22 protein-coding genes are annotated in these 24,157 nt (G+C 43.0%); 9 read left to right on the top strand and 13 right to left on the bottom strand.

Annotated elements, in window-relative coordinates:
* Positions 1-53 precede the first annotated feature (53 nt).
* Positions 54-629 carry a DNA-3-methyladenine glycosylase I gene (locus A1QO_RS03415; RefSeq protein ID WP_017034597.1) on the top strand — a complete coding sequence of 192 codons (576 nt, stop codon included), beginning with the start codon at positions 54-56 and terminating at the stop codon, positions 627-629.
* Positions 630-673: 44 nt separating this feature from the next.
* Here the strand turns inward: A1QO_RS03415 and A1QO_RS03410 are convergent, their stop codons facing one another.
* The gene (locus A1QO_RS03410) at positions 674-1,873 is read right to left on the bottom strand and encodes a cystathionine beta-lyase (protein WP_017034596.1); all 1,200 of its coding nucleotides are present in this window, start codon (positions 1,871-1,873) and stop codon (positions 674-676) included.
* Positions 1,874-1,951: 78 nt separating this feature from the next.
* The gene (cls, locus tag A1QO_RS03405; protein WP_017034595.1) at positions 1,952-3,406 is read right to left on the bottom strand and encodes a cardiolipin synthase; all 1,455 of its coding nucleotides are present in this window, start codon (positions 3,404-3,406) and stop codon (positions 1,952-1,954) included.
* 353 nt (positions 3,407-3,759) lie between these two features.
* On the opposite strand from cls, the gene A1QO_RS03400 reads away from it, so the two are divergent.
* The 3 genes from A1QO_RS03400 (at position 3,760) to A1QO_RS03390 (ending at position 7,060) form a co-directional block, all read left to right on the top strand.
* On the top strand, positions 3,760-5,187 hold the full coding sequence (locus A1QO_RS03400; protein WP_083188667.1) for a sodium-dependent transporter: 1,428 nt from the start codon (positions 3,760-3,762) through the stop codon (positions 5,185-5,187).
* A gap of 183 nt (positions 5,188-5,370) precedes the next feature.
* The gene (locus A1QO_RS03395; protein ID WP_017041072.1) at positions 5,371-6,081 is read left to right on the top strand and encodes a TIGR01621 family pseudouridine synthase; all 711 of its coding nucleotides are present in this window, start codon (positions 5,371-5,373) and stop codon (positions 6,079-6,081) included.
* Positions 6,082-6,127: 46 nt separating this feature from the next.
* On the top strand, positions 6,128-7,060 hold the full coding sequence (locus A1QO_RS03390; RefSeq protein ID WP_017041071.1) for a class I SAM-dependent methyltransferase: 933 nt from the start codon (positions 6,128-6,130) through the stop codon (positions 7,058-7,060).
* Positions 7,061-7,120: 60 nt separating this feature from the next.
* On the opposite strand, the gene A1QO_RS03385 is transcribed toward A1QO_RS03390, so the two are convergent.
* From A1QO_RS03385 to A1QO_RS03370, 4 genes are read right to left on the bottom strand one after another with little or no spacing between them, the layout of a single operon-like run.
* Positions 7,121-7,735, bottom strand: coding sequence for a CDP-alcohol phosphatidyltransferase family protein (locus tag A1QO_RS03385; RefSeq protein WP_017038456.1), 615 nt, complete (start codon positions 7,733-7,735; stop codon positions 7,121-7,123).
* The gene (locus A1QO_RS03380) at positions 7,728-8,375 is read right to left on the bottom strand and encodes an ATP-binding cassette domain-containing protein (RefSeq protein WP_017038455.1); all 648 of its coding nucleotides are present in this window, start codon (positions 8,373-8,375) and stop codon (positions 7,728-7,730) included. Before A1QO_RS03380 ends, A1QO_RS03385 begins: the two co-directional genes overlap by 8 nt.
* Complete coding sequence (locus A1QO_RS03375) at positions 8,341-10,050, bottom strand: ABC transporter permease (protein WP_017034589.1); 1,710 nt, start codon at positions 10,048-10,050, stop codon at positions 8,341-8,343. Before A1QO_RS03375 ends, A1QO_RS03380 begins: the two co-directional genes overlap by 35 nt.
* 6 nt (positions 10,051-10,056) lie before the next feature.
* A complete protein-coding gene (locus A1QO_RS03370) occupies positions 10,057-11,181 on the bottom strand; it encodes an ABC transporter substrate-binding protein (RefSeq protein WP_431354862.1) in 1,125 nt (374 codons plus the stop codon).
* A gap of 520 nt (positions 11,182-11,701) precedes the next feature.
* Here A1QO_RS03370 and A1QO_RS03365 point away from each other — a divergent pair.
* The gene (locus A1QO_RS03365) at positions 11,702-13,534 is read left to right on the top strand and encodes a HAMP domain-containing methyl-accepting chemotaxis protein (protein WP_241790392.1); all 1,833 of its coding nucleotides are present in this window, start codon (positions 11,702-11,704) and stop codon (positions 13,532-13,534) included.
* Between the two features lie 101 nt (positions 13,535-13,635).
* Here A1QO_RS03365 and A1QO_RS03360 read toward each other — a convergent pair whose 3' ends face one another.
* On the bottom strand, positions 13,636-14,082 hold the full coding sequence (locus tag A1QO_RS03360; protein WP_017034586.1) for an META domain-containing protein: 447 nt from the start codon (positions 14,080-14,082) through the stop codon (positions 13,636-13,638).
* Positions 14,083-14,280: 198 nt separating this feature from the next.
* On the opposite strand from A1QO_RS03360, the gene A1QO_RS03355 reads away from it, so the two are divergent.
* Positions 14,281-14,529 (top strand): DUF1289 domain-containing protein, encoded by a 249-nt coding sequence (locus A1QO_RS03355; RefSeq protein ID WP_017034585.1) that lies wholly within the window; start codon positions 14,281-14,283, stop codon positions 14,527-14,529.
* A gap of 137 nt (positions 14,530-14,666) precedes the next feature.
* Here the strand turns inward: A1QO_RS03355 and A1QO_RS03350 are convergent, their stop codons facing one another.
* Positions 14,667-14,888: a hypothetical protein gene (locus A1QO_RS03350; RefSeq protein ID WP_017038452.1), complete on the bottom strand. Its 222-nt coding sequence runs from the start codon at positions 14,886-14,888 to the stop codon at positions 14,667-14,669.
* Positions 14,889-15,299: 411 nt separating this feature from the next.
* Here A1QO_RS03350 and A1QO_RS03345 point away from each other — a divergent pair, with 411 nt between their 5' ends.
* A complete protein-coding gene (locus A1QO_RS03345) occupies positions 15,300-15,659 on the top strand; it encodes a PilZ domain-containing protein (RefSeq protein ID WP_017034583.1) in 360 nt (119 codons plus the stop codon).
* Between the two features lie 36 nt (positions 15,660-15,695).
* Here A1QO_RS03345 and A1QO_RS03340 read toward each other — a convergent pair whose 3' ends face one another.
* Positions 15,696-16,607 (bottom strand): LysR family transcriptional regulator, encoded by a 912-nt coding sequence (locus A1QO_RS03340; RefSeq protein ID WP_017039681.1) that lies wholly within the window; start codon positions 16,605-16,607, stop codon positions 15,696-15,698.
* A 281-nt stretch (positions 16,608-16,888) separates the two neighbouring features.
* Here A1QO_RS03340 and A1QO_RS03335 point away from each other — a divergent pair, with 281 nt between their 5' ends.
* Positions 16,889-17,368: a glutathione peroxidase gene (locus A1QO_RS03335; protein ID WP_017039682.1), complete on the top strand. Its 480-nt coding sequence runs from the start codon at positions 16,889-16,891 to the stop codon at positions 17,366-17,368.
* A 63-nt stretch (positions 17,369-17,431) separates the two neighbouring features.
* Here A1QO_RS03335 and A1QO_RS03330 read toward each other — a convergent pair whose 3' ends face one another.
* Entirely contained in the window at positions 17,432-18,601 is a 1,170-nt protein-coding gene (locus tag A1QO_RS03330) for a nucleotide sugar dehydrogenase (protein WP_017038451.1), read from the bottom strand.
* 567 nt (positions 18,602-19,168) lie between these two features.
* Entirely contained in the window at positions 19,169-19,522 is a 354-nt protein-coding gene (locus tag A1QO_RS03325) for a rhodanese-like domain-containing protein (RefSeq protein ID WP_017034579.1), read from the bottom strand.
* 386 nt (positions 19,523-19,908) lie between these two features.
* On the opposite strand from A1QO_RS03325, the gene A1QO_RS03320 reads away from it, so the two are divergent.
* Positions 19,909-21,072 (top strand): response regulator, encoded by a 1,164-nt coding sequence (locus tag A1QO_RS03320; RefSeq protein WP_017038449.1) that lies wholly within the window; start codon positions 19,909-19,911, stop codon positions 21,070-21,072.
* 131 nt (positions 21,073-21,203) lie between these two features.
* On the opposite strand, the gene A1QO_RS03315 is transcribed toward A1QO_RS03320, so the two are convergent.
* Positions 21,204-21,722 carry a DUF2058 domain-containing protein gene (locus A1QO_RS03315; RefSeq protein ID WP_017034569.1) on the bottom strand — a complete coding sequence of 173 codons (519 nt, stop codon included), beginning with the start codon at positions 21,720-21,722 and terminating at the stop codon, positions 21,204-21,206.
* Between the two features lie 174 nt (positions 21,723-21,896).
* Positions 21,897-24,074 carry an ATP-binding protein gene (locus A1QO_RS03310; RefSeq protein ID WP_241790390.1) on the bottom strand — a complete coding sequence of 726 codons (2,178 nt, stop codon included), beginning with the start codon at positions 24,072-24,074 and terminating at the stop codon, positions 21,897-21,899.
* Positions 24,075-24,157: the final 83 nt, after the last annotated feature.

Genomic DNA, 24,157 nt, shown 5'->3' with positions numbered 1-24,157 from the left:
TTCTGATCATTTACTTACTGTGATTGGTATTATTTCTTTAAGGAGAAACAGCAATGAAAAAGGAAACGTGTGCTTGGGCACTGAATCATCCTTTGGAAAAAGAGTACCACGATGAAGAATGGGGACGTCCTGTCTATGACGATCGCACTCTTTTCGAGTTCATTACATTGGAAGGCGCACAAGCGGGGTTGAGCTGGATTACGATTTTGAAAAAGAGGGAAGGCTATCGTTCTGCTTTTCTAAACTACGACATACAAAAACTTGCCGAGCTAGATGAATCGAATGTAGCAATGATTATTGAACACTATGACGTAGTGAGACATAAAGGAAAAATAGCATCGGTTTACACTAATGCACGCGCCGCAATGAAACTGCAGCAGGAATATGGTTCACTATCAAACGCACTTTGGCAGTTTGTAGAGGGTCAGCCACGGGTTAATGCGTGGACATCTATGGATCAAGTGCCCGCTTTCACAGTAGAATCGACAGCCATGAGCAAATTTCTAAAAAAGCATGGTTTTAAATTTGTAGGCGAAACGATTTGTTATGCATTTATGCAAGCGATGGGAATGGTTAACGATCATCTTATTGATTGCCCTCAATACCACGTAAGCCCATCAGCAGAGTAAGAATAAGTACGAGTGATGGGCCTATTGAATTTAGGTTGCTGATACTATTGGGTTGTCGTAATCACAGCTTGCTTGTAGCGCTCAAGGCCAGATTTTAGATCGTCAATTAAATCATCTACATTTTCAAGGCCTACATGAATACGAATCAAAGTCCCCTCGAAGTTAGGGTTTGCAACGGTTCGTAAACTGTTAAAGCTTCTAGGTTCGTTCGCTAAGATTAGGCTTTCAAATCCACCCCAAGAGTACCCCATGCTGAAATGACTCATTCCGTCGAGCAGTGCTGTGGTCGCCTTCGGGTGAGACTCTTTTAGAACAAAAGAGAACAGTCCGTTTCCACCAGTGAAATCTCTTTCAAAGAACTCATGGCCGGGACAGGAAGCCAGAGCCGGATGGCGGACGTGATCGACATCTGGGTGATTTTCTAACCATTTCGCGATAGTAAGACTATTTTCAGCGTGCTGTCGTAAACGAACATCCAGAGTGCGTATACCTCGTAGTGCCAAGTAGGCGTCGTCGGGTGACACGCATTGGCCCATCAAATAACTTTGCTCTCTAAGCTGAGGCCAGTGCTTTTCATTAGCGACTGCGGTACCTAGCATGACATCGGAATGCCCAACGATGTATTTAGTCGCCGCTTGTATGGAAATATCGACACCGTATTCAAATGGCGAGAAGTTAACACCCGCTGCCCATGTATTATCGAGCATGACGATGATATCGTGCTCGTGTGCAATGCGCGACAACGTTGGTATATCTTGAATTTCCATTGTTACAGAACCCGGGGACTCGGTGAACAATATCTTGGTATTGGGCTTGATAAGGTCGCGAATGCCTTCACCGACAAGGGGATTGTAGTAGGTGGTTTCAACGCCCATTTTTTTCATAATAGTATTACAAAAATCACGCGTCGGTTCGTAGCAAGTGTCGACCATCAAAATGTGATCGCCCGTTTCAACAAAAGACAAAATGGCGTTTGATATTGCGGCAGTTCCACAAGGATAAAGTGCGCACCCTGCACCGCCTTCCAGTTTTGTCATTGCATCTTGGAACGCAAAGTGTGTGTTTGTTCCTCGGCGTCCGTAGAAAAGCGTTTTATTCGCTCGGTTCAATGTTGCAGCATTTTTTTCAGCAACGGTATCAAATACGATGGTTGATGCACGTTGTACCGGAGGGTTAACCACACCATTGGTCCATTTCTTATCTCGCCCAGCGGTGATGAGCTGGGTTTGTTTCCCCTTTGACATATGAGTTCCTTGTCTACGAATTTTTATAACGTTATTTAAAGCATGGAGTGGCTATTGATTTCAACCCCTAGAGCGTTTTTAAAGAAGCGGATTGAATAAAAAGAACGCTCGTTCTAAGAATCGATGGTGAAGTGGGCGTTCTTTCCACTTTTCTTGGTCAACAGGGTAAGACTGCTCAATATATTGCTGTTGAAGCCACGACATTTCTTTAGTAAACGCTGAGTCTTGGACCGCTAAAGTCACTTCAAAATTAAGCCACAAGCTACGCATATCCATGTTGACGGTTCCGACAAGGCAGAAATGGTCATCAATAACGACCGATTTTGTGTGCAACAACCCCCCATGAAACTCATGAATGTTTACACCCGCGTCGAGCAGATCGCCATAAAAGGCGCGCGATGCCCACTTAACCATGATTGAATCATTTTTATGAGGGATGATGATATCAACGGAAACGCCTCGCTGAGCGGTCAGTTTTATGGTCTCAAGTAAATCGTTGCTTGGTACAAAGTACGGGGTCGTGATTTTGACCGAATGATTGGCCTGATGCATAGCAAGAGCGAGAACTTGCATGATTAAGTGCTCTGGCATGCCTGGGCCTGAAGGAACCACCTGAACGGGGTTTTGTTGTTCATTTGGCTTAAGCGTACATTCAGGCTGTTTGGGTAAGTGACGTTGGCCCGTTTCAACTTCCCAGTCCCAACTATGAATGGCGGATAAAACATTAACCGTCGGGCCAGTAATACGGATCATGATATCAATCCATTGACCAACAGCGGCGTTTTGTTTGAAAAAAGCCGGGTCGACAAGATTCATTGAACCTGTATAGGCAATCGTATCATCGATGACAATAATCTTGCGGTGCTGACGAAGATCAAGACGGCGTAAAAACATCCGCCATGGGCTGACCTCTAAAGCTTGAACCACTTGAATACCTGAATCTTTCATCATCTGGTACCAAGGGCTTTTGAAAAAACGTGGGCTTCCAGCAGAATCGAGCATCAGTTTAATTTTAACCCCTCTCTTAGTTGCTTGAATCAGGGCACTGGCAACCGAATCAGCCAACCCTCCTGGATGCCAGATATAAAACACCATACTGATGCTGTGTTGTGCTTTTTCTACATCTTCAATGATGGAATGAAGAATCTCGTCAGGTGAGTTTTGTAAAGACAAAGAATTGCCGACAAGCGCAGGTATGCTCATGCGGTTATTACACAGCTCGTCAATCTTGGAGATATGGCCATCGAGTGACTCTGGAAGGTGCGCTTGGCAGTGGTTCAATTGACGAAACCAATGCTGAAAGGGGGTAAACATCTCTTTGGCTCGTTCCGCACGTTTACGACCTAAATTGAGCTCACCGAAAAGAAAATAGCAGGCTACGCCGACAACAGGAACAATGTAAATGATCATAAGCCAAGCAAGCGAAACACTAACAGCTCGCCTTTTCAGTACAATTCGTAAGGTTACACCAGCCACTAAAAACCAGTAAATGCCAATACTTGCTAGCGTAAGAAAGTGATAAAACTTATCCATATACACACAACATTGAATGAGAGAAGTTTGATAGTAATGGGAATCTGAGAATATAGAAACGTGTAAATGCACTAATATGAAATCAGTAACAGTATAATATTGTTAAATTTTAGTAAAAAATAGAATTAGAAGGATCTTCTTGGCTAAAAATGCAACAGATAAACTGCAAATTGGGATTGTAGGCCGTAATTTATACTTTGTGGGGTTCCAATTTTAATCGCAAACTGGTTTACTTGCTAGGCATGAGCGTCACATAACCTTTGTGAGGTGTATTGTTTGGTTTACACTCTAACTTTACACTCTACCTTTTGGACGCCAAATAAGACAAACACAACTAAAGATTTGGAGATAACGTGGCGACTAATACAACCACAGCACCCCGTGATACCTGGGGGTCGAAACTTGGATTCGTAATGGCAGCAGCAGGTTCAGCTGTAGGCCTAGGTAATATTTGGAAATTTCCGTATACAGCAGGTGAAAGCGGCGGCGGTGCGTTCGTTTTAATTTACCTTCTATTTGTGATCTTTATCGGTTTTAGTGTCATGCTGACGGAATTTGCTGTTGGTCGTAAGACCGGTGTTTCAGCGGTAGGGGCTTTTAAATCGACAGACCGACGTTGGTCATTTGTTGGTGTGCTAGGTGTTGTTAGTGGCTTGTTAATTATGGGCTTTTACCCAGTCGTTGGTGGTTGGGCAATTGCTTATATCTACAAACTGGCAACCGGACTACTAAGTGCGCCTGAAGCGATTGGTGATAGTTTTGGTAACTTTATTTCTAACCCAATTGAGCCGTTGATGTGGATGGGTCTTTACCTACTTCTAAACATCGCTATCGTTGCTCGCGGTATTTCTGGTGGTATCGAAAAAGCAGGCAAAATTCTAATGCCTATGCTATTCATCATCCTAATTATTGTTTCTGTTAAAGGAATGATGCTACCGGGTGCAAGCGCGGGTCTTGAGTTCCTATTCAAACCAGACTTTTCAAAGGTAGACAGTAGCGTAGTGTTGGCTGCTCTAGGGCAAGCGTTTTTCTCTCTAAGCTTAGGTATGGGTTGTATGATCACATACGGTAGCTACCTGAAGAAGAAAGAGAACTTGGTTCAAACGACGGCTATGGTTACGGCTATGGATACCAGTGTTGCTATCCTTGCTGGTGTTGCAATGTTCCCAGCAATGTTTGCATTCGGAATGGCACCATCTGCTGGTCCTGGCTTAGTATTCGTTGTTGTTCCTCAGCTATTTGCTGAAATGGGCGCGATTGGCCTAATGTTTGCTCTGATGTTCTTTGTTGGTTTAAGTGTGGCCGCACTCACATCATCTGTTTCACTACTTGAAGTGGTTGTATCGTACTTAATTGATGAGAAAGGGCTAAAACGTACGACAGCGGTTGGCCTTGCTGCGTCAGTAATGGCTGTGTTGTGTGTGTTCTCTTCAATTTCTCTAGGTGGCTTAGGTCCTCAATTGTTTGGTACAGGTGCATTCGATGTATTTGACCTGCTAACAGACAAAATCTTCCTAGCGGTTGGCGGTATGCTGATATGTATCTTTGCGGGTTGGAGACTTAACCGTGAAGATCTTGAAAAAGAAATCACTAACGACGGTACGATCAAATTCCCTCTATTCGGTCTTTGGTACAACCTAGTGAAGTATGTGATTCCTTTTGCTGTAGCGATTGTTGCTATCGCAGGCATTAAGGCAGGCTTTGATAGTGGTAAAGGTGCAATCATGCTGATTGGCTTAGGCGTTATCATAGTATCTGGCTTCATCTCTAAGAAGTTGTAAGTTCTCCGTAGAGCCAGCGCTTTGTCGCTGGCTTTATTGAATTGAAAAGCGAGAAGCATTTATTTGTTTCTCGCTTTTTGTTTTTTAGCAGTGCATATGGGATAGACAGAGGTGGAACGTCAACTACCACTGGCATCCTACGTGATACTGGGTATACTCCAACTCGAAAATGGAGCTAGCCTGATGTTTGATATACTTTATACCCATACAGATTTTCTTGTTATCAACAAACACCCTAACGTGTCTGTCCACAAAGACGATGGTGATACCATGCTCCTTCAAGAAGTTGGACGCCAAAGTGGCGATGATCAGTTGTATTTAGTACACCGACTGGACAAGATGACATCTGGGATTCTGCTATTAGGGCGAAACAAAGAAAGCGCTAGCTCACTTTCCAGAGCCTTTGCTAATCGAGAAGTCGCGAAGTTTTATCTCGCAATTAGCAGTAAAAAACCCAAGAAGAAACAGGGTCTTATTATTGGGGATATGGAACGTTCTCGTCGATCAAGCTGGAAATTAACTAAGTCTCAAAACAACCCAGCAATTACACAGTTTATGTCGCTGCCTGGTGAGCCTGGTGAGCGCTTATTCTTATGCAAACCCCATACAGGAAAAACGCATCAGATACGTGTTGCTCTTAATTCTGTTGGCTCTAGTATTGTTGGTGATTCGATTTACAATACCAGCAGTCAAGCCGATCGTGGCTACCTCCATGCTTTTGCTCTTAACTTCACATATAAGGCGTTAGAGTTTCAGTTTGTTTGCGATCCCAGAGAGTATTCCACGTTAGGTGAGAAGTGGCATGAGCCGTTGGTGAGTGAAGGCATTTCAACATGGCTAAAGCCCGACTTGTTGGCTTGGCCAAAGCTTAAAAATGGCCCTAAACCAAAATAAGACAAAAAATAACGTAACTAATAATCAAATATTGATAGAGAAGAATATGCAGGTTTCCCAACTACCGATCTTTTTTGCACATATCGAATCTGAACTCGCACAAGCGCCGAATGAATTGCGTCGCCTTTTTCATGGCAGAGGACACAACTGGCAAGGACTTGAGCAGATGACCTGTGACTGGCTGCAGGGTCAGATGATCGTTAGTTTGTTTAAGTCAGTGGATGATGCGTTCCTAATGAGCCTAAAAAATGGTTTGCTAGCGTTTACCCAAACGTCTCCTTGGCTAGAGAAGTCTGGTTCTTGCATCGTTGTTCAACATCGATATACCGACGGTGCGCCCTCTGAAGTTTTAGTTGGCGAGTTAGAGTCTAGGCCTGTCGTGACAGAAAGTGAATTAAAGTATCAGCTGGACATCGGCCGAAACCAGAACTTTGGTTTGTTCTTAGACATGCGCTTAGGTCGTGAATGGGTAAAAGAACGGTCTGAGAAGAAAAATGTGCTTAATCTATTCGCTTACACCTGTGGTTTTTCCGTTGCGGCAATAGAAGGTGGCGCGACCAAAGTTGTGAACGTCGATATGTCGAAATCATCACTGAGCAAGGGTCGTGAAAATCACCGATTGAATGAGCATGACGCGCGGTCAGTCAACTACCTTGGCTATGACATCTTTAAGTCTTGGGGAAAGATCAAGAAGATGGGGCAGTATGATTTAATCATCATTGACCCGCCTTCGTTTCAAAAAGGTAGCTTCGCCTTGACTAAGGATTACAAGAAAATCTTACGCCGACTGCCTGATCTTTTAACGGAAGGTGGTGAAGTTCTTGCGTGCGTTAATTCGCCTGTCGTGAACAGTGAATTCCTTGTCGATAGCATGAAAGAAGAAGCGCCAAGCCTTTCATTCCAGTATCGATTGGACAATCCTCCAGAGTTTATTGATACAGATCCTGAAGCGTGCCTAAAAGCGCTCGTGTTCAGTTAAATCGTGGCTTTGGTAACACATATGATGCATAAAAAAGTAGCGCTCTTTAGCGCTACTTTTTTATTTGGTTTCATTCAGAGTATGGAACCCCGAGTAGATACGGTTTGCGGTCGTAAACCAACACGCAGCTGAATAAATATAAGCGATGAGAGCGAAGTGCATTGGGAACAAACAGAAGGCAATGAAACACGCGATGGTTTCTGTCCCTTCAGTCAACCCGCTCATGTAATACAGCGATTTATGCTTATACACTGGGTTTTCAATTCCTCGCTTGCCTGCCATCACCGCAAAGGCTAAGAAACTTGTTCCCGTCCCGATGAACGAAAAAATCAAAAAAGCACCGGCAATCGCGTTTTGATCAGGGTTGGCTAAGATGAACCCAAATGGGATAAGCGAGTAGAAAATGAAATCTAAACTGATGTCGAGAAACCCGCCTGCATCGCTTATCCCCTGAATGCGTGCGAGTGCGCCATCAAGCCCATCACAAACGCGGTTAGTAACAATCAGAAACAAAGCCAGGTGATATTGCTCTAGAGCCAAAACGGGCAGAGCTAGACAACCAATGACAAATCCGAATAAAGTTGTCTGATTGGCAGTAATGCCGACGCGATTCAGTCCTTTTGCTGCGGTTGCTAACGGCCATCGAATCATTTTGATACTAAGACTATCAAGCATGATGCGTCTCCCAAGGCCAGCTATACACCTTACTGTTTGGTGGCACGTCTTCCTTGTCGTGCGTAACCATCAATGTTGGTATGTTGGCGTTGCTAAGCTCATTAATGACCCAGTCTCTAAATTGACCTCGTAATTCTTTATCTAGCTTACTGAATGGTTCATCGAGCAACGCGAGCTTTGGTTTAGCCAGTAACATGCGAGTTAGGCTTATGCGAGCGCGCTGGCCGCCAGATATTTGATCAGGGAAGGCGTTGGCCAGTTGAGTCAGTGAAATGGCTTCAAGGGCTTCTAGTGCCTGCTTCTTTCGGACTGCGCCTTTTAAGTGATTAGGTAAAGCAAAAGCCAGGTTTTCCCAAACACATAGGTGCGGAAACAACAAATCATCTTGAAATAGAATACCCACGTCACGTCTATGTGCCTCAAGCTGAGATAGATCTTTCCCGTTGAGTGTGACTTGACCGTCATAATCAAATTCATTTGAAAGATGACCCGCAACAAGATCTAACAGGGTCGATTTTCCACAACCACTAGGGCCCATGAGAGTGAGGATCTCACCATTATCGATAGTCATAGTGATAGACGAAAATAGAGGTTCGCCATTTTTTTTAATGATGGAAAGGTTTTTGAGACAAAGACTCATTCGGTAATAGACCTTTATTAGAAAGTTTACGAGAGCGAACGCTAAATCGACTTAATAGAATTGCTGTAGAGAAAAAGAGCAAGGGCAACAGCATTTGCCATAGCGCATAAATTGCAGTGACTCGTCGATCAAAGCCACTCGAAAGAGCAACCGCTTCAGTGGTAATCGTGGTAATTCGACCTGCGCCTAACATTAATGTGGGTAGATATTGAGCCAAACTGACACTGGCACCAATCGCCCAAGCAAAAATCAGGCTGGGAAAGAGAAGAGGCATTTTTATCTTCCACCAAACACTAATAGGGTGTTTTCCAAGGCTTAAAGCCGATTTCGTTAAGTTACTATTATAGCTTCGCCAAGCGCCATCGAGAGACAAATAGACAAAAGGAAAGGCGAAAAACACATGAGACCAAAGAGTCCAAAGGAAGTAACTGCTTTGATTGATATATAAGGTTATGATCTGGATTCCAAATAAAATAGACAGCTGTGGAATCAACATTGGAATGGCGATGAGGTAATCAGACAGTGCCCAACGATGTTTCAGGCGATACTCGTGAGCAATCACGGCAAGGACTAGAGCCATTGAAGCGCAGGCAAGTGCGAGCGTCAGACTTTGTAGAATATTGTCTAAAAGACCAAACCATTCATATTGCCAATAACGAGTCGTAAAGTTGCTAGGCAGTAAATCCGGGAATCGCCATCGCTGAGCGAAGCTCCACACGACCGTCAAAGGAATGATTAATGTCGATAAGGCGAATACCGTGACTAGTGCAGGTTTTCCACCTAACGATTTGCCATACCGACCAGAGAACTGCCAACCTCGAAGCCTCTGAATGAATACCCATTCAAATAAGCGAGCAAACCCCATTAATAAGGACGCTAAGAGAAACAGAACCATGGCGCCCGCGGCTGCACGAGGAAGCAACGTTAAGTCTGGGTCACTAAACCATTGCCAAACCAGTACGGCAAAGGTAGGTGGGTTAGTCGGGCCAATGATCAGAGCAATATCAACAACCGATAAACTGTAAGCAAGCACCGCCAGTAAGGGAAAGCGCATTTTCCTAATCCACTGGGGGAAAATGCACTTCCACCATGTTTGAGACCGGTTATACCCCAACGAAGCGGTCACTTTTTCTAGTTGGGCAACATTCATTTGCTTGAGTATCGACATGCTCATTAGTAATAAGAAAGGAATTTCTTTTAGAGCAAGCATAACCACAAGACCAATGGCATAAGGGTCGTTCACTAACAAAGGAAGATCATTGACCGTTTGCTGATTCACGTCATAGCCAACAGAATTGAACAGCACTCGAGAAATAAGACCTGTTGGAGCGAAAAGAAAAGCAAAGCCAATCGCAAAAGCAACGTGGGGAAGAGCGAGTAGCGGTGATAGTGCTAACTCAATCTTATTCCACAACCGCTTTCCCCAACAAGATAATAAGATTGCAAAAGAAAGCAATGCAGCAAGATAACTACTGGCCAGTGCTGAAAACAAAGAGAGCCCGATGGACTGCCAGACACCTTGCCATTCAAACGCCCACCGAAACCCAAGAAAAGAGAGGGTGTGCATGTTTATCGGCGGTATATAGCTTAAAGACGAAGCGATCACACCGACTACCCCAGGGATAGTCGGAATAAAACAGATCAGGATAATGAAAGGGTACAGCGCTCTCAACATCTAGAATCAGTTTCCGTAGCGTTCAAGCCAAGCTTTTTCAAGAGCTGCTTGCCAACTAGGGTGAGGTTCAGAGACGGACTTAAACTGCTGCGTGTTTTTGGCACTACCTGTTAGGTACTGGCTGCTCAATACGGATGGATCCCCCCATACCGACAAATCCCCTTTTCGAGATTGAGCTTCAGGACTTAGTAAAAAGTTAATCGCGACTTGCGCGCCAGCATTCGCACTTGAGTTCCATGGGATCGCAAGGAAATGGATGTTAGAAAGGGCTCCAGCGTCCATGGCATAGGCTTTGGTCGACATCGCGAGTTTACCGCTAGCTTGAGAAGAAAAGACGGAATTCGGGTTGAAGCTGATCGCTAAATCCAGTTGGCCGTCATCTAACAATTGAATGGTTTCCGTTGTACCCGCTGGAAATTGTCTTCCTCCACGCCAAGCGACAGTGTGTAATTCGTTGAGATAGGACCAAAGAGATTCCGTGACGGCATTAAAATCACTCTCGGAAACCTGTTTTGCTAGCGCAGGATCATTATCGGTCAACTCGATGAGTAGTGCTTTAAGAAAGCTTGTCCCGTGGAATTCAGGTGGGCGAGGATAACTGACCTTATTAGGGAATGCTTTTGCGTAATTGAGCATCTCAGCAAAGGATTTAGGTGGGTTGTTTAATGTCTTGCTGTCATGAATAAAGACCAGCTGACCAACACCCCAAGGGGCTTCCAATCCAAGTGTTGGCTCTGAAAAGTCCACATCAATGGGCAGTGACTTATCGACATATTGCCAATTCGGCAGTGATTGCGTGAAAGGACCAAATAGAAGTTGGTTGTCTTTCATGGATTTGAAGTTCTCTCCATTGATCCAGACAATATCGACACTGCCGCCTTCGTTTTTTCCTGCGGCTTTTTCCGCAATCAGTCGCGTTGTTGTTTCAGCAATATCGGTCACTTTAACGTGTTTCAGTGTAACGTCATATTGTTCGGCAAGCTCTGATCCCGCCCATTGAATATAGCGGTTGATCTCTTGACTTCCACCCCAAGCATGGAAATAGACCGTTTGCCCTTTTGCTTGGGATTCAATCGTTGTCCAATCCGTTGCCAGAGCTTGAGTTGCCAATGTGGCCGTCGTTAGTAACATCGTACTAAGTAGCGTCTTCATAACCTTATCCATGTTAAATAATACCAGTGAAGTTTTTATGTTCCATTAACTAGAAATACTAATCTATCTCATTCATTTATCAATACTATTTACTTAATGATTGTCATAAATGCATCCAGAACAGCCCAGTTAATGAATTAGGGTGTGTAGGCGATGTTTCTAGAGACCCGTAAAGAGCAAAAAAGATTACAGTAAAGATAGAATTAAATGAAAAGTGTGGCCAAGTGCCGGCAAGAACCAGGCATTTTGTTCTGTAATGGCCGCGTCTTTTGTGGTCAATATTTACTTTAAACCTCTTTAAACCATGCAATTGCCTAGGATCGTTCTAATATTGTTGTAGTACAGAGGTATTGAATAGAAAGTGAAGTCAGCTAGTTTAAAAAGAATACCTGTCATTCAGGTATTCTTTTTAAAACAGAGGGATTTCCCTTTTAGCCGTTGCTCTAAAAGGACATAAGGTTAATGAGGATCGAGTTCTGCTCTCATTGGGGTGGTTTTAATGTTTAGAAATATGAAGATTGGAATGCGGCTAGGGCTTGGTTTTGCATCAGTCTTGTTGCTTCTGATGATCACGGCATATCTTGCTTTTAATGCGCTTCAAACCGCTTCATCGGGGTTCGCAGATTATCGTTCACTGGCTAGAAACACCAATAATGCAGGCCGAGTACAAGCTAATTTATTAAGTGTACGTTTAGCGGCGTTAAAATACATTGATAGTTCAGATGAGCTGTTTTTAGATGAGCAGCAAACTCGTTTTGATACATTAACCGGTTTAATGGTCGAAGCTCAGAATGAAGCTTTAACCAAAGAAGATAAGGCCATTTTTGAGCGTGTAGAAAAGCATTTACAGGCTTATGACGTCACCTTCAATCAAATTATCGAGAAAATTGAGCGTCGACATGTTTTAGTGCATGAAACGCTTAACAAACTTGGCCCAGAGATCGAAACATACATCACGGCATTACTCGTTGGCAGTAAAGAAGACGGTAATATGGATGAGGCCTACGATGTTTCGCAATCAATGCGCCATCTTCTGTTGGCTAGGCTGTATGTGAGTCAATTCCTCAATGGTAATGACTCAAAAGATGTCGTTCGGGTGCAAAATGAATTTAAACACTATTTACACACATTCGGTCAAATAACACATCAAACCAATAACCCAAGGCATCGTGCCATCATTGACAAGGCAACGGTACTCAATGGGCAATATATAATCGCTTTTAATGAGCTTGTTTCGGTTATTGAGGAACGAAATCGATTAAAGAGTGAAAAGCTAGATTTGGTAGGAGAACAATCCGCCAAACTCATAGAAGGTTTCAAACTCGCCATTAAAGAGAGGCAAGATTTGCTAGGCCCTCGGTTACAGACCTCAAATGATCAATCGAAAGCATTTGTTATCGCAATTAGCTTCATCGCGGTATTTTTGGGCGCTATTCTTGCCACTATTATTACGAAAATAATTACGGTTCCTGTTCGAAAAGCCGTATTGATTGCTAATCGACTCGCTAAAGGGGATTTAACGTCAAACATTTCAATTGACAGCGAAGATGAGACAGGACAATTGCTCAAAGCGATGAAGCATATGGTACAACAACTCTCAGGCATCATTGGTGAAGTAAGAAGTACATCAAACAGCTTAGCCAGTGCATCAGAAAAGGTGAGCGCAACAGCATACTCGATGAGCCGTTCTTCTGTGACTCAGGCTTCCAGTGTTGAGCAAACGAGAGACTCAATGGAAGACATGACTGCTTTGATTAAATTGAACACTCAAAATGCCAAGGTAACGGATGATATGGCCTCTAAAGCGACCTTTGAAGCGCAAGAGGGGAAAGTCGCGGTTGAGCAAACGGTAATCGCGATGAAAAAAATAGCGGATAGAATAAGCATCATCGATGATATCGCTTACCAAACGAATCTACTGGCATTGAACGCAACGATTGAAGCCGCCAGAGCGGGGGAACATGGTAAAGGGTTTTCGGTCGTGGCAGCAGAAGTGAGAAAGTTAGCTGAACGGAGCCAAAGAGCAGCCCAAGAAATCGGAGACGTTGCATCTGACAGTGTTATTTTGGCTGAAACAGCAGGACGGTTGTTGGAGCAAATTGTCCCTTCGATCAACAAAACATCCGGTTTAGTTCAAGAAATCAATCACGCTTCCGATGAGCAATCAGCAGGGATCGAGCAGATCAACGATGCCATGAAACAACTCACGGTCATTACTGAACAGAATGCTTCAAGCTCAGTTCAGCTTTCTTCCACGTCAAATGAAATGAGTACGCAGGCACAACGATTACAATCAGTGATGGGTTTTTTTAAAGTTCGTGAAAAGCGCTAACGTGCGAAGCGAAAGCGTTACTAAGTAGACTTCTAATACGAAAAAAGAACGGCGAACCGTTCTTTTGTTTGAGCGAGTACATTTATGTATATAAGTCGGGTTTAGTTTACCCAGTCGCGCAGCGTGAACGTTAACGTGTGTGCATCATTTTCAAGTACTAGGCTGTCTTTTGTTAGAGTCATATTGCTCCAGTCGGTAAGCACTTGAGACATGACCATTTCGGTGTTCATTGAAACGTCATCACACATTTTCATTGTCATGCCCATTTTTTCAATACGGAACTGGTTTTCGTTTAATTCAGCTTGTCCAAAGAAATTGTTGCAGCCAGCGTGTCCGTTAGCCGTCATGTTCTCCCCAACTTCTAAGCGCACAGGTCGATTGTCGTTATCTTTAACAATGTTTTGACCATCGATTTGGACAAGTTCCCAGTTGTGGTGCTGTAGATCTTTAGGAGTGATGACTTGTCCTTCCTCGCTGACATTTGTACAGGCAGCCAACAATACTGGAACAGAAATAGCAACAACGAGCGTTTTTAAACTAAGCTTCATAATATAAAACTCCGAACTGAAATATGACCAAGCAATGTGCTATTCGGTCTAAGAATGCAAAAAAGTATAGTTAATAAAACAGTGTTTTTGTCAGAACTAAGTCATAGTTTACTCTGCGTCACAGTTTTGCTAATTTAAAACACGCTCTTAATAATTATTAACTAACATATTGAATTATAGAGACTTAAGGGGGTTGATTTGGAACAATTAGAATTCTTTACTGTACCAAGCCCTTGTGTAAGAGTCTGTCTCACTGATGAAAAAGGGTATTGTCAAGGCTGCATGCGAAATCGCGAGGAGCGTTTTAACTGGTTATCGATGACAACGGCACAGCAGCTTCATGTTATAAAATTGTGTCGACAACGGTACCGACGAAAAATGTCGCAAGGAAAACATGATCAATCACCTGATATTGAAGCAAGTGACCCTCAGCAAGATCTGTTTTAATCGGAATACTTGGTGTTTTGAGGAAAGAATGACAGAAGAGAAGTAACGCCGCACACCATTATTTACAATAACTTGTTTCCAAGCTCTTATTTGTAGAAGCTTGTTTATAACATCCAGGCGGCGTAATAGGATCCCACTTATTTTAGCCCCCAGGTATCACTAACCCATCCCCCGGCACTTTCATCAAAATGACTGCCGCTAAATCGGTGATTCCTTTCGACACACTCTTCATTGTGGGAGCCATCGTTCAGTAGGTGCTGAATATAGTTAGCCATTACGTCGTTGGAAAGTTCACGTTGCTTTCGTGTCGCGACCTCTTTTATGAGTTGTAATCGATATGCAGTGCTTGCTCTTTTCATCCTCAATGACCTCCTAGTTAACAGACTTAATAACAAAATTTAGAAGCTAATCACATGAGCGTCAAACCGATTTCGCCCTAATTCTGAGACTTTTTTCGTGCTTTTAAAAGAATCGAAAAAAACGGTCGTAGAATCAAAAAGTAATAGAGTGGACAAAAATTGAGAAAGTCATTCTATTCGCAAAAATAAAGCGGAACAGATGATAACGGTAGAGCCAACAGATTCATTAATTAGCGCTAGGAAATGTTGAAGCCAACTATTCGGCGTATTTTGGATAGTCTGGGCCCATTATGCTAAAGTTAAACGGTGATAGGTCGAAACCATAGTATAAGAATACTAGATAGATTAATTCATATGTGGATGCATTACTCACATAGTTAGGGATAAGAAGTAGAATGGAGTGGTTGTCATATGAGTGAAAATCCAGAGCAAAAGCGCCAGTATTATCGGCTAAAGTACCCAAAACGAGCGAGGCCGATCATAAGGATTCATGAACGTCTTTTCCATGTGACTGAAGTGTCTGAGAAAGGCATTCGTTTCGTCATTGATGATCCTGTTGCAGTACACCATGGGCTAGATTTATCGGGTACCCTAAACCTACATGATGACAGTGAAATCAGGATTGAAGGCGAAGTACTGCGCCTAGACAAAAACGAAGTGATTATTCTATTGTCCAAAGGCCCTAGCTTTAAAGATATGGTTAGAGAGCAGCGACACATTCGCCAAAATTATCCCGTGCACTTCGCTAAATTAAGAGCATGCACGGCTTAACCACTTATTTATCCCCTGCCTTTTCTTTAAGATCCTCTATCTCGGTTTACTGAAAGTGTTTGATGAAAGCGTTTGATCAAGTAAGTCGGCGATCGTGTCATAACGTGCGGGCAGGTTTCTGTGACGTTTTTGTACCATGTATAACGTTTCATTGACTGGGGACTGGGTCGAAACAATATGCAGCTGTTCTTTTTCTTGAAAACTGTCGATTGCGCCTTGAGGAATAACCGTAAATCCAATCCCTTTAGCTACCGGAAGGAGAATCTGGCTAAGTTGGTTTATATGACCAGAATGTGGAATGTCATCCAGATTCATATTTTCTAGCTCTTTATCGCCGCATAAATCAAAGTAAAGTGATAAGTAGTGATTAGCATCAGGGTGGCTGATGAGTCCACATTCGATCAGTTTTTCTGCGGTTATTCTTTCATTGTCGAATGACCGAGGTAAGACCAGACATAAGGTCTCGTTACCAATGGTTTTACTCTGGAAAAGGCTCCCTGTTGGAATGTGAGTAACGATGCCTAGGTCGATCACGCCCGTTTGTAAATCATTCAAGATCTTGTGATTTGGTGCGGCTTCAAGGTGAATACTCAAGTCGGAGTGCGTCTGCTGCAACGTGATGAGTTCGGGGTATAGACGTAACGCCAGCGAACCCGAACATGCAATCTTACATTGACCTGAAAATGGATTATCAAAGCTCAGGCTTTCAACCAGCATCGCCTCATTATTGGCCAATGTGAGTGCGTATTGATACACCATTCTTCCTTGTTCTGTCAGCTCAAAGCTTTTTCCTTCTCGCTTAATTAACGAGTGTTTACATGCTGACTCAAGCTTTTTGATATGTTGGCTGACACCTGGCTGAGTCATGTGGAGTGTTTCTGCGGTTTGAGTAAAGTGACCGACGTCAATCAGAGTTCGGAAAGTTTTCAACCAGGTTGGATTAAGCATGGTGGCTACCCTTTATAACAAATTGTTATCAAAATAAAGTATGATAATAATTTTCAAGTTAATGTGATTCAACGTTTATTTTATCTAAATATCTTGTTTCCTTTTTCTGAAAGATACTCTGAACATGATGGAGGATTGGGTAAGATATACGTTGTAAATGGGCCATATTGAAGGTTTATGTTGCCGTTTATCAACACCATACCTGCTGGGTGTTTATTGCATGATGAAAATGAGCACGATATATTGATGCTTCTCGAAAACTCGATACAAAGGAATGCCACATGAGTGATTTTTATCAACTGTCGATCAATACCTTGCAAGGCACTGAAATCAAAATGAACGAACTTGAGGGAAAGGTTGTTCTTGTTGTGAATACGGCAAGTCAGTGTGGTTTAACGCCGCAATACGAAGGGCTACAACAGTTGCATATGCAGTATTCAGCGAAAGGATTAGTAATTCTAGGCTGTCCATGCAATCAATTCGGTCAGCAAGAACCAGGCAGCGCAACTGAGATTGAAGGAGGATGCCTGATTAACTACGGTGTCGATTTCATTATTAGTGAAAAAATTGAAGTGAACGGTGACAACACGCACCCAGTATTTGGTTATCTAAAAAAGCAATTACCGGGTCTGTTCGGTGATCGAATAAAATGGAATTTCACCAAGTTTCTTATTGGAAAGGATGGGCAACCCATCAAACGTTTTGCGCCAACAACCAAACCTCAAGCATTAGAGTCTATGATCAGAAAGGCACTAGTTTAATCCTCCCTCCTCGGCAATTCAGGCAGCTAAGTGAAACTTTGGCTTAGCGACTGATATAGCAAGCTATTCGTCGTTGCCGAAGATATCACGAGAATAAACAATATCACTTACGTCGTTCAGTTCATCAGCCATACGGTTGGTAACGATGATATCAGCTCGGTCTTTAAAGCATGCCAGGCTAGGTTCAACGGAGCAGTTATATATATCTTCTTGGTCTAGAAGCGGTTCATAGACAATGACTTCTATTCCTTTTTTAACCAAACGTCTCATGATTCCTTTTATCGAAGAAGCTCTAAAATTATCTGAGTCGGCTTTCATAATTAAGCGATAGATACCAACGGTTTTTGGCTGGCGTTTTAAAATGGCGTTAGTCACAAAATCTTTTCGAGTACTATTCGCATCAACAATCGCCTGAATCAGTTTGTTAGGCACGTCATGGTAGTTAGCGAGAATTTGCTTGGTATCTTTGGGTAAGCAGTAGCCTCCGTAACCAAAAGAGGGGTTGTTGTAGTGCCCCCCAATTCTAGGGTCCAAGCTGACCCCATCAATAATCTGTCGACTATTCAGGTCATGGCTTTCTGCGTAAGAATCCAGTTCATTAAAAAATGCAACACGCATGGCTAAATAAGTGTTAGAAAACAGTTTCACGGCTTCCGCTTCAGTAGAGTTCGTTAATACGATGTCGATGTCTTTTTTCATCGCTGCGGCTTGCATTAATTCTGCGAACGCATGGGCACGCTGGCTTTGCTCACCCACAATAATGCGTGAAGGGTAAAGATTATCGTGAAGGGCTCGACCCTCGCGAAGAAACTCTGGCGAAAAAAGAACACTCGCTACACCAAGTTTATCGGATATTTGCTTGGTAAATCCGACGGGCACGGTGGATTTAACGACAATGGTTGCTGAAGGGTTAATGGTGGTGACTTGCTGAATGACAGACTCGACACTACTGGTATCAAAGGCGTTAGTGGAGACGTCATAATTGGTGGGTGTCGCGACGATGACATAGTTAGCATCACAGTAAGCGTGATAAATATCAGTAGTCGCAGACAGAGAAAGAAAATGATTAGAGAGATGATCTTCTATTTCGGGATCTGCGATTGGACTGATCCCATGTTGAATTTTCTCTATTTTTTCCTCATCAATATCCAGCAACGTAACGAGATTTTTTTTCGCCAGTAGTACCGCATTCGATAGACCGACATAACCCGAGCCAACAACAGTGATTCTCATATCGCCTCAATTCATTTTTCAAAATTGTGATAACCATTTACAAGTCATGCTAATCAGCATTTATTGCAGAATTGGGTTAACCAAATGAATAGGAGGTTACATAGATATTATTTAGCGTTCCTCTGCTGAGTAAAATAAAGCAACAAGCTCGCCGCTGTGTGAACGCGCAGTGTTGGTTATGCTGTTAGTAAAAAATAAACAGCTCAGAGGTATCGAATAATTTAAAGAACGTTATTGTTTTCATGGCAGTACCTAGCTTGAGTTGGATGGAGGCGAGTGAATCACCTTCATTTTATTATTATGAAAGGTTCAGATAACTTCTTTAAACCTAGTAGAGATTCTAAACCTTTACCATAAGCTTCACCCGCTTGAGTGAACTAATCATCTTTAACTTGGTGATCGTAGCGGTCGGTATCACCAAGCATTGATCGCCAACGACTATAGTGAAACGTACCCCCAGATTCCCTTTGAGGTTAATTGGTTATCTGGGGTTAATTGGATATCTGGAGGGGGGGAGGTGGTTGCTTCTGCGATGTGGGCTGAGTCGTTTGTCTAATAAGATATTACCTATTGTGAGCTTTGCAACATTTCGGAGTACCCACCAGCATTGTGAACATGGGTGAACCCTTTTTGTTTCAATTGCTCTAATGCAGCCCCTGAGCGGCGACCACTTCGGCAGTACAAGACAATTGGCGTGTCTTTAGCAATAGACTCAGACCATGACTCTATGTCTTGCAGAGGATGAAGTTGAGCGTTATCTAGGTGGCCTTGTTCATACTCTTCTGGGGTTCGAACATCAATGAGCATAGAACCTTGTTTTATTTTCTCCCAACCTTGGTGTGCTCTTTCTGAAGCCAATGAGGAAAACGTGCTAATAGACAGAAGTAAAGACAGCAGTAATAAATACGTTTTGTTGGTCATAGCTGAGCCTAAAGTAAGTGACAGTAAACTCATTGTAACAACGATTTACCATCAGATGGAGTACTGTGTGCTATTTAATGAGACGCACTCATCCTATAAGTTTTTCCAGTTCTGACTAGGCGTCATAGTTCTTGCCGAGCCTGAAACGATTTTATCTCGAACAAAATTTAACCGCGAAAGATCAACACGCCCTAGTTTACCTTTAACTGTAGCCACTCAGACTGTAACTACTAGGAGAGTACCCACTAAGACGGTTAAATTTCGTCAATTTCTTCTTTGATCCCGTAAACCCGAGCTTTTTCTAACTAACTGCTACACTCAAAGAATGAAATAAATCTCGCTTTATAAAAGAGATATTGAGTAGTTCAGTTGGAATAGGAGGAGAAATGGTTGATTCTCGAAAATTGTTGATCATTGAATCAGACACGGAATTTTGTAATACGATGGTTGAACAGCTAAAAGGCACCTATAGCGTTGAGGTCGCCTTTAACTTTAACCGAGCGCAAGATCTGATTGAAACGTATCAGCCCAATATCGTGCTGCTAGACACACACCTAAATAACGAATCCACGATTGAGTTTTATAACAACCTAAAAAGCCTAAATCATTACGATGATTTTGCCGTTGTATTTATTACTGAAAACACATCAATACAGGAGCGACTCAAAGTCTATCAAGCGGGTGCTACTGAAGTGCTAGTTCGCCCTTTTGCCCATGAGGAGTTGATGGCTAAGCTCCATGTTATTGATAAGTATCTGATAGAGAAAAGACAGCTGTTGTCGGACTATGATGAAGCGAAATCCGCATCGACAGAGTTTATGAAAGAAGCGAGCCAGCATGGTCTGGTTGTCCAGTTTTTTAGAAACCTATCCTATTGTCAGCATATTGAGCAACTGAGCTTTACGGTTTTTCAAACAGCGAGTGCACAAGGTTTACATGCTTCCATGGTGGTTCGAGATGAGCAGGACCATTATTTTGATAATGTCAGTGGTGTAGTGAACCCGATCGAACGCAATATCTTTGACCTTTTACATACTAAAGGTCGGGTTTTCCAATTTGGCAATCGTCTCATATTCAATGACAAAAATTGTGCAATTTTGATAAAAAACCTCCCTGAAGGCGATGAACGTTTTGTCGGGCAAATTCGAGATATCTATGCGTTTGTTATTGAAGGCCTAGAAGCAAAGTACCAAGATATCAGGCGTCAAAACATGATGTTAGATATTGTAAAAGACATCGCTAACACTGCTCAGCAAGTATCAATGCGAATCAACGATTTTGATGCTATATCCGCGGAAAACCTCAGTGAGTCACAGCAAGAGCTCAATAGTAGTTTTCACTTTTTGGGGCTCTCTTATGAGCAGGAAGAAGCGTTGTCAGCATTGTTCGAATCAGGGCTAAAAAGAATGGCGTTTGCAAAAAAAGAGCTGACGAATATGCAAAGTGTATTAGAAGATTTGGTATTAAAAATAGAGAACGCAGATATGCTCACGGTCCCTAGCGAAGAAGCGCCGAGAGAGGATACGGGTGGAGACGTAGAACTGTTTTAAGCTATTTTTGATCACTTTCTTACTGTGATTGGTATTAAAATCGGCTTGGGTAGTGACAATGTGTATTATATGGAAAAAGCCTAATGATGAAGTAAGATCATTAGGCTTTTTTCATTAATGAGTAAATGGCACTACCACATTAAATCATCAGGTACGACGAAATCTGCGTATGGGTCATCTTCTGCTAGTGTTTCTTCATCAGAGGTGTTGTTTTCGATGATCGTTTCTTGATCTCGCAGAGCAATTTTATCAGCAACACCTGCTGGGATCACGGCGTAGCTTTCACTGTAACGAGCAATCGCGAGAATGCCTTTGATGATTTGCTCACGAACTAAAGAGTCAACATAAAGAGACTTAACCAGTGTGCCATCGGTAAAGTTGTATTTGATGTCGCCTTTCAGGTCGAGTTTGTTCATTTCAATCAGCTGCTTCACTTGAGCTTTTAGTTCTTTACTCAATTGTTGCTCTTTGCGCTGTTGATTCAGCTCTTTATCACGCTCTTGCTGTGCAAGTTTATTGGCTTCAACCGCTTCTTTTGCTTCACGCGCTTGAACTCGTGATTTTTTAGCGCCTTTTTTGGCTTTTTTGAGTTTCTTTTCGTTTACTAAGCCTGCTTTTAGCATTTGCTCTTGTAGCGTTAACTTTGCCATGATTTATCCAACTTAATCAAATTGGCGATAGTTTATCGTTTAGGGCAGAGCAAATAAAGCCATTGCAGCGTAATTCAATTTGTCATTGGCGATTCTATGCTAACAAAATCGGATAAATCCACCTTCTACTGCCCTTTAATCGGCGCACGACCTTTGGTGGATCTTCCCAAACCCTTATTTACTTTCAGGCGGCGCAATTAAAGGAATTCTAAGCGTGAATTTGGTTCCTTCTCCCTTAACACTCGTTACCGTGAGTTCACCGCCGAGTAACCCTGTCACAATGTTGTAGGAAATATTAAGTCCCAATCCCGATCCCCCAGCCCCGAGGCGGGTGGTAAAGAAAGGGTCAAAAATCTTGGGTAAGTGCTCTGGTTCAATGCCTTGTCCGTTATCAATCAGTTCAATCATTGCAAAGTGCTCATCAACGAGAGAACAGGTGATGGTGACAAGTTTTGTTGTCTGATTATCAAAAGCATGAGTGATAGCGTTAGATAACAGATTCATCATAACTTGAGTTAAAGGCCCAGGATAGTTGTCCATTACGATGGAGTCAGACAGCTGTTCCTCTAACTGTATTTGCTCGCGTGATAACGTTGGTGTCATTGTAATACGCAACTCATGGAGTATTTCAGCCAAATTGAACTTACGACGTTGATCACTGGTTTGGTCAATGGCGACTTGCTTAAAGCTGGTAATCAGTTCCGCGGCTCGCCGTAGATTATGTTCAATGCTGCTTGCGGATTCAGCACTTTGAGATAGATACTGATCCAATACCGATTTTCTTAATCCTTCTTTGGTTGATTCGATAAAATCGTTATTAAAATCTTTGATAGAGCTGGCGACCAACAGCGCATTACCTATGGGGGTGTTCAATTCATGGGCTATCCCTGCGACCAGAGACCCAAGGCCAGCCAATTTCTCTGAATGAATGAGTTCATCTTGTGTCGATTTTAAAGTCTTGAGGGCTTCTTGTAGTTCAATGGTGCGTTCATTGACTCGTTGCTCTAGGAGCTGTGTCTGTTGTTCAATGGTCGATAGATGCAGCCTACGGTCTGTTTCTGTTCGGGCGACACTTTCAAACCAATGTCTCCATCGGCTAGGAATGTTTGGAATTGAAATATCTTTGGTCTCAGGAATTTCTTCTACAAATTGGGCCAGTCTCAAAGCGGGCTGACTAAAGTTCCAGTGCTGATATAACACAACAAATAGCAGTAGGGCTGCAAACAACATCCCCATGATAAGGTAAGGTAAAATGGCTTTGAGAATATAGCCATTGATATTGGCGTCCGGTATCTCTAGCACGAGATTCCAAGGCGTATGCTCAAGCGAGTAAGAAATCCAATAACCGCCATCCACGTTTTGAATTTGTTCCGCCGGGATTTGATGAGCCTCTCCTATGTTGACCAAAGAAAGTACTTCTCTTTGAGAAACCGCGTCCGTTTTGTCTTTTAAAGCGCCTTGGCTATCTGCGACAACCGTGCCTGTCGCATCAAGCACAACAAACCGGCCGATTTTAGATGGATGGCCATTAAGTATTGTGTCCAGCACTTTTAAGGTAATGTCGGTGCCGACTGCGCCAATAAAGGTGTCGGCCTGATAGACTGGGGCGAGCAAAGAAATCATCATTCCTTTACCCCCCGCATCCATGTAAGGTGGCGTCCATACCTTGTTTCGTTCGAGGTTTTTATCAGGGCTAACCAGTTGCAACGGAAAAGTCCCGCCTGCTTCATAAATAACGTTGAGCGCTTCATCCATGTTTGCGGTGCCCGTAGCAGCGAGGAGATCCTTAAAACTCACCCCTGGAAAAAGCTGAGACAATTTTTTATGGGCGTCATAATAGTAAGTCCACTGAAATTCTTTGTGTTGCTGGTGGGTGGCAACCACCGTAGGCATCATGGTGAGTAACGTGCGTTTGTCGAAAGAAATATCGCCAGCATCAGAAGCGACAAAAACCTGCCCCACTACTTTTTTCAATTCAGCGGGTAGAGAGTCCCATGGGGCGGCATCAGGGGATTTATTGGCTTGTTGTTCTAGGTAGGTCAACGATGCTTGGCTCGGCATCAAGTCGGGGTGTTCACGCGCCGTTTCAACGGAATATCGCATATGATCAATGTGATCGAGTGACACAGAAATAGTTTGAGATAGCGCTTGTAATGTTTGGACGCCCTGGTGGTTCTCTTCATTTAGAATCTGTTGCTTTATCTGTTGACTGAGATAAAGCGCATTACCCAATGTTAGGCCTATAATCAGCAGTAGACCGCCATAAATCATAGAGCGATAGCGTTGTATCAGGACTCTGGAGCTGACCCTTGCGCTAGAGGTTTTGTCAGTGTGATTAGATGAATTGCTCACGTAATACTCCTGTTTTTGGGTACGCGCCCTGCTTCCAGCTTATTGATATGAAAGCTGCTTATTGACAAGAATATTGTCGATGT

It is taken from the genome of Vibrio genomosp. F10 str. ZF-129, from assembly GCF_000287055.2.
GTDB lineage: Bacteria > Pseudomonadota > Gammaproteobacteria > Enterobacterales > Vibrionaceae > Vibrio.
Note: the sequence above shows the minus strand (reverse complement) of the source record. Positions and strands in the feature narration are given on the sequence as shown.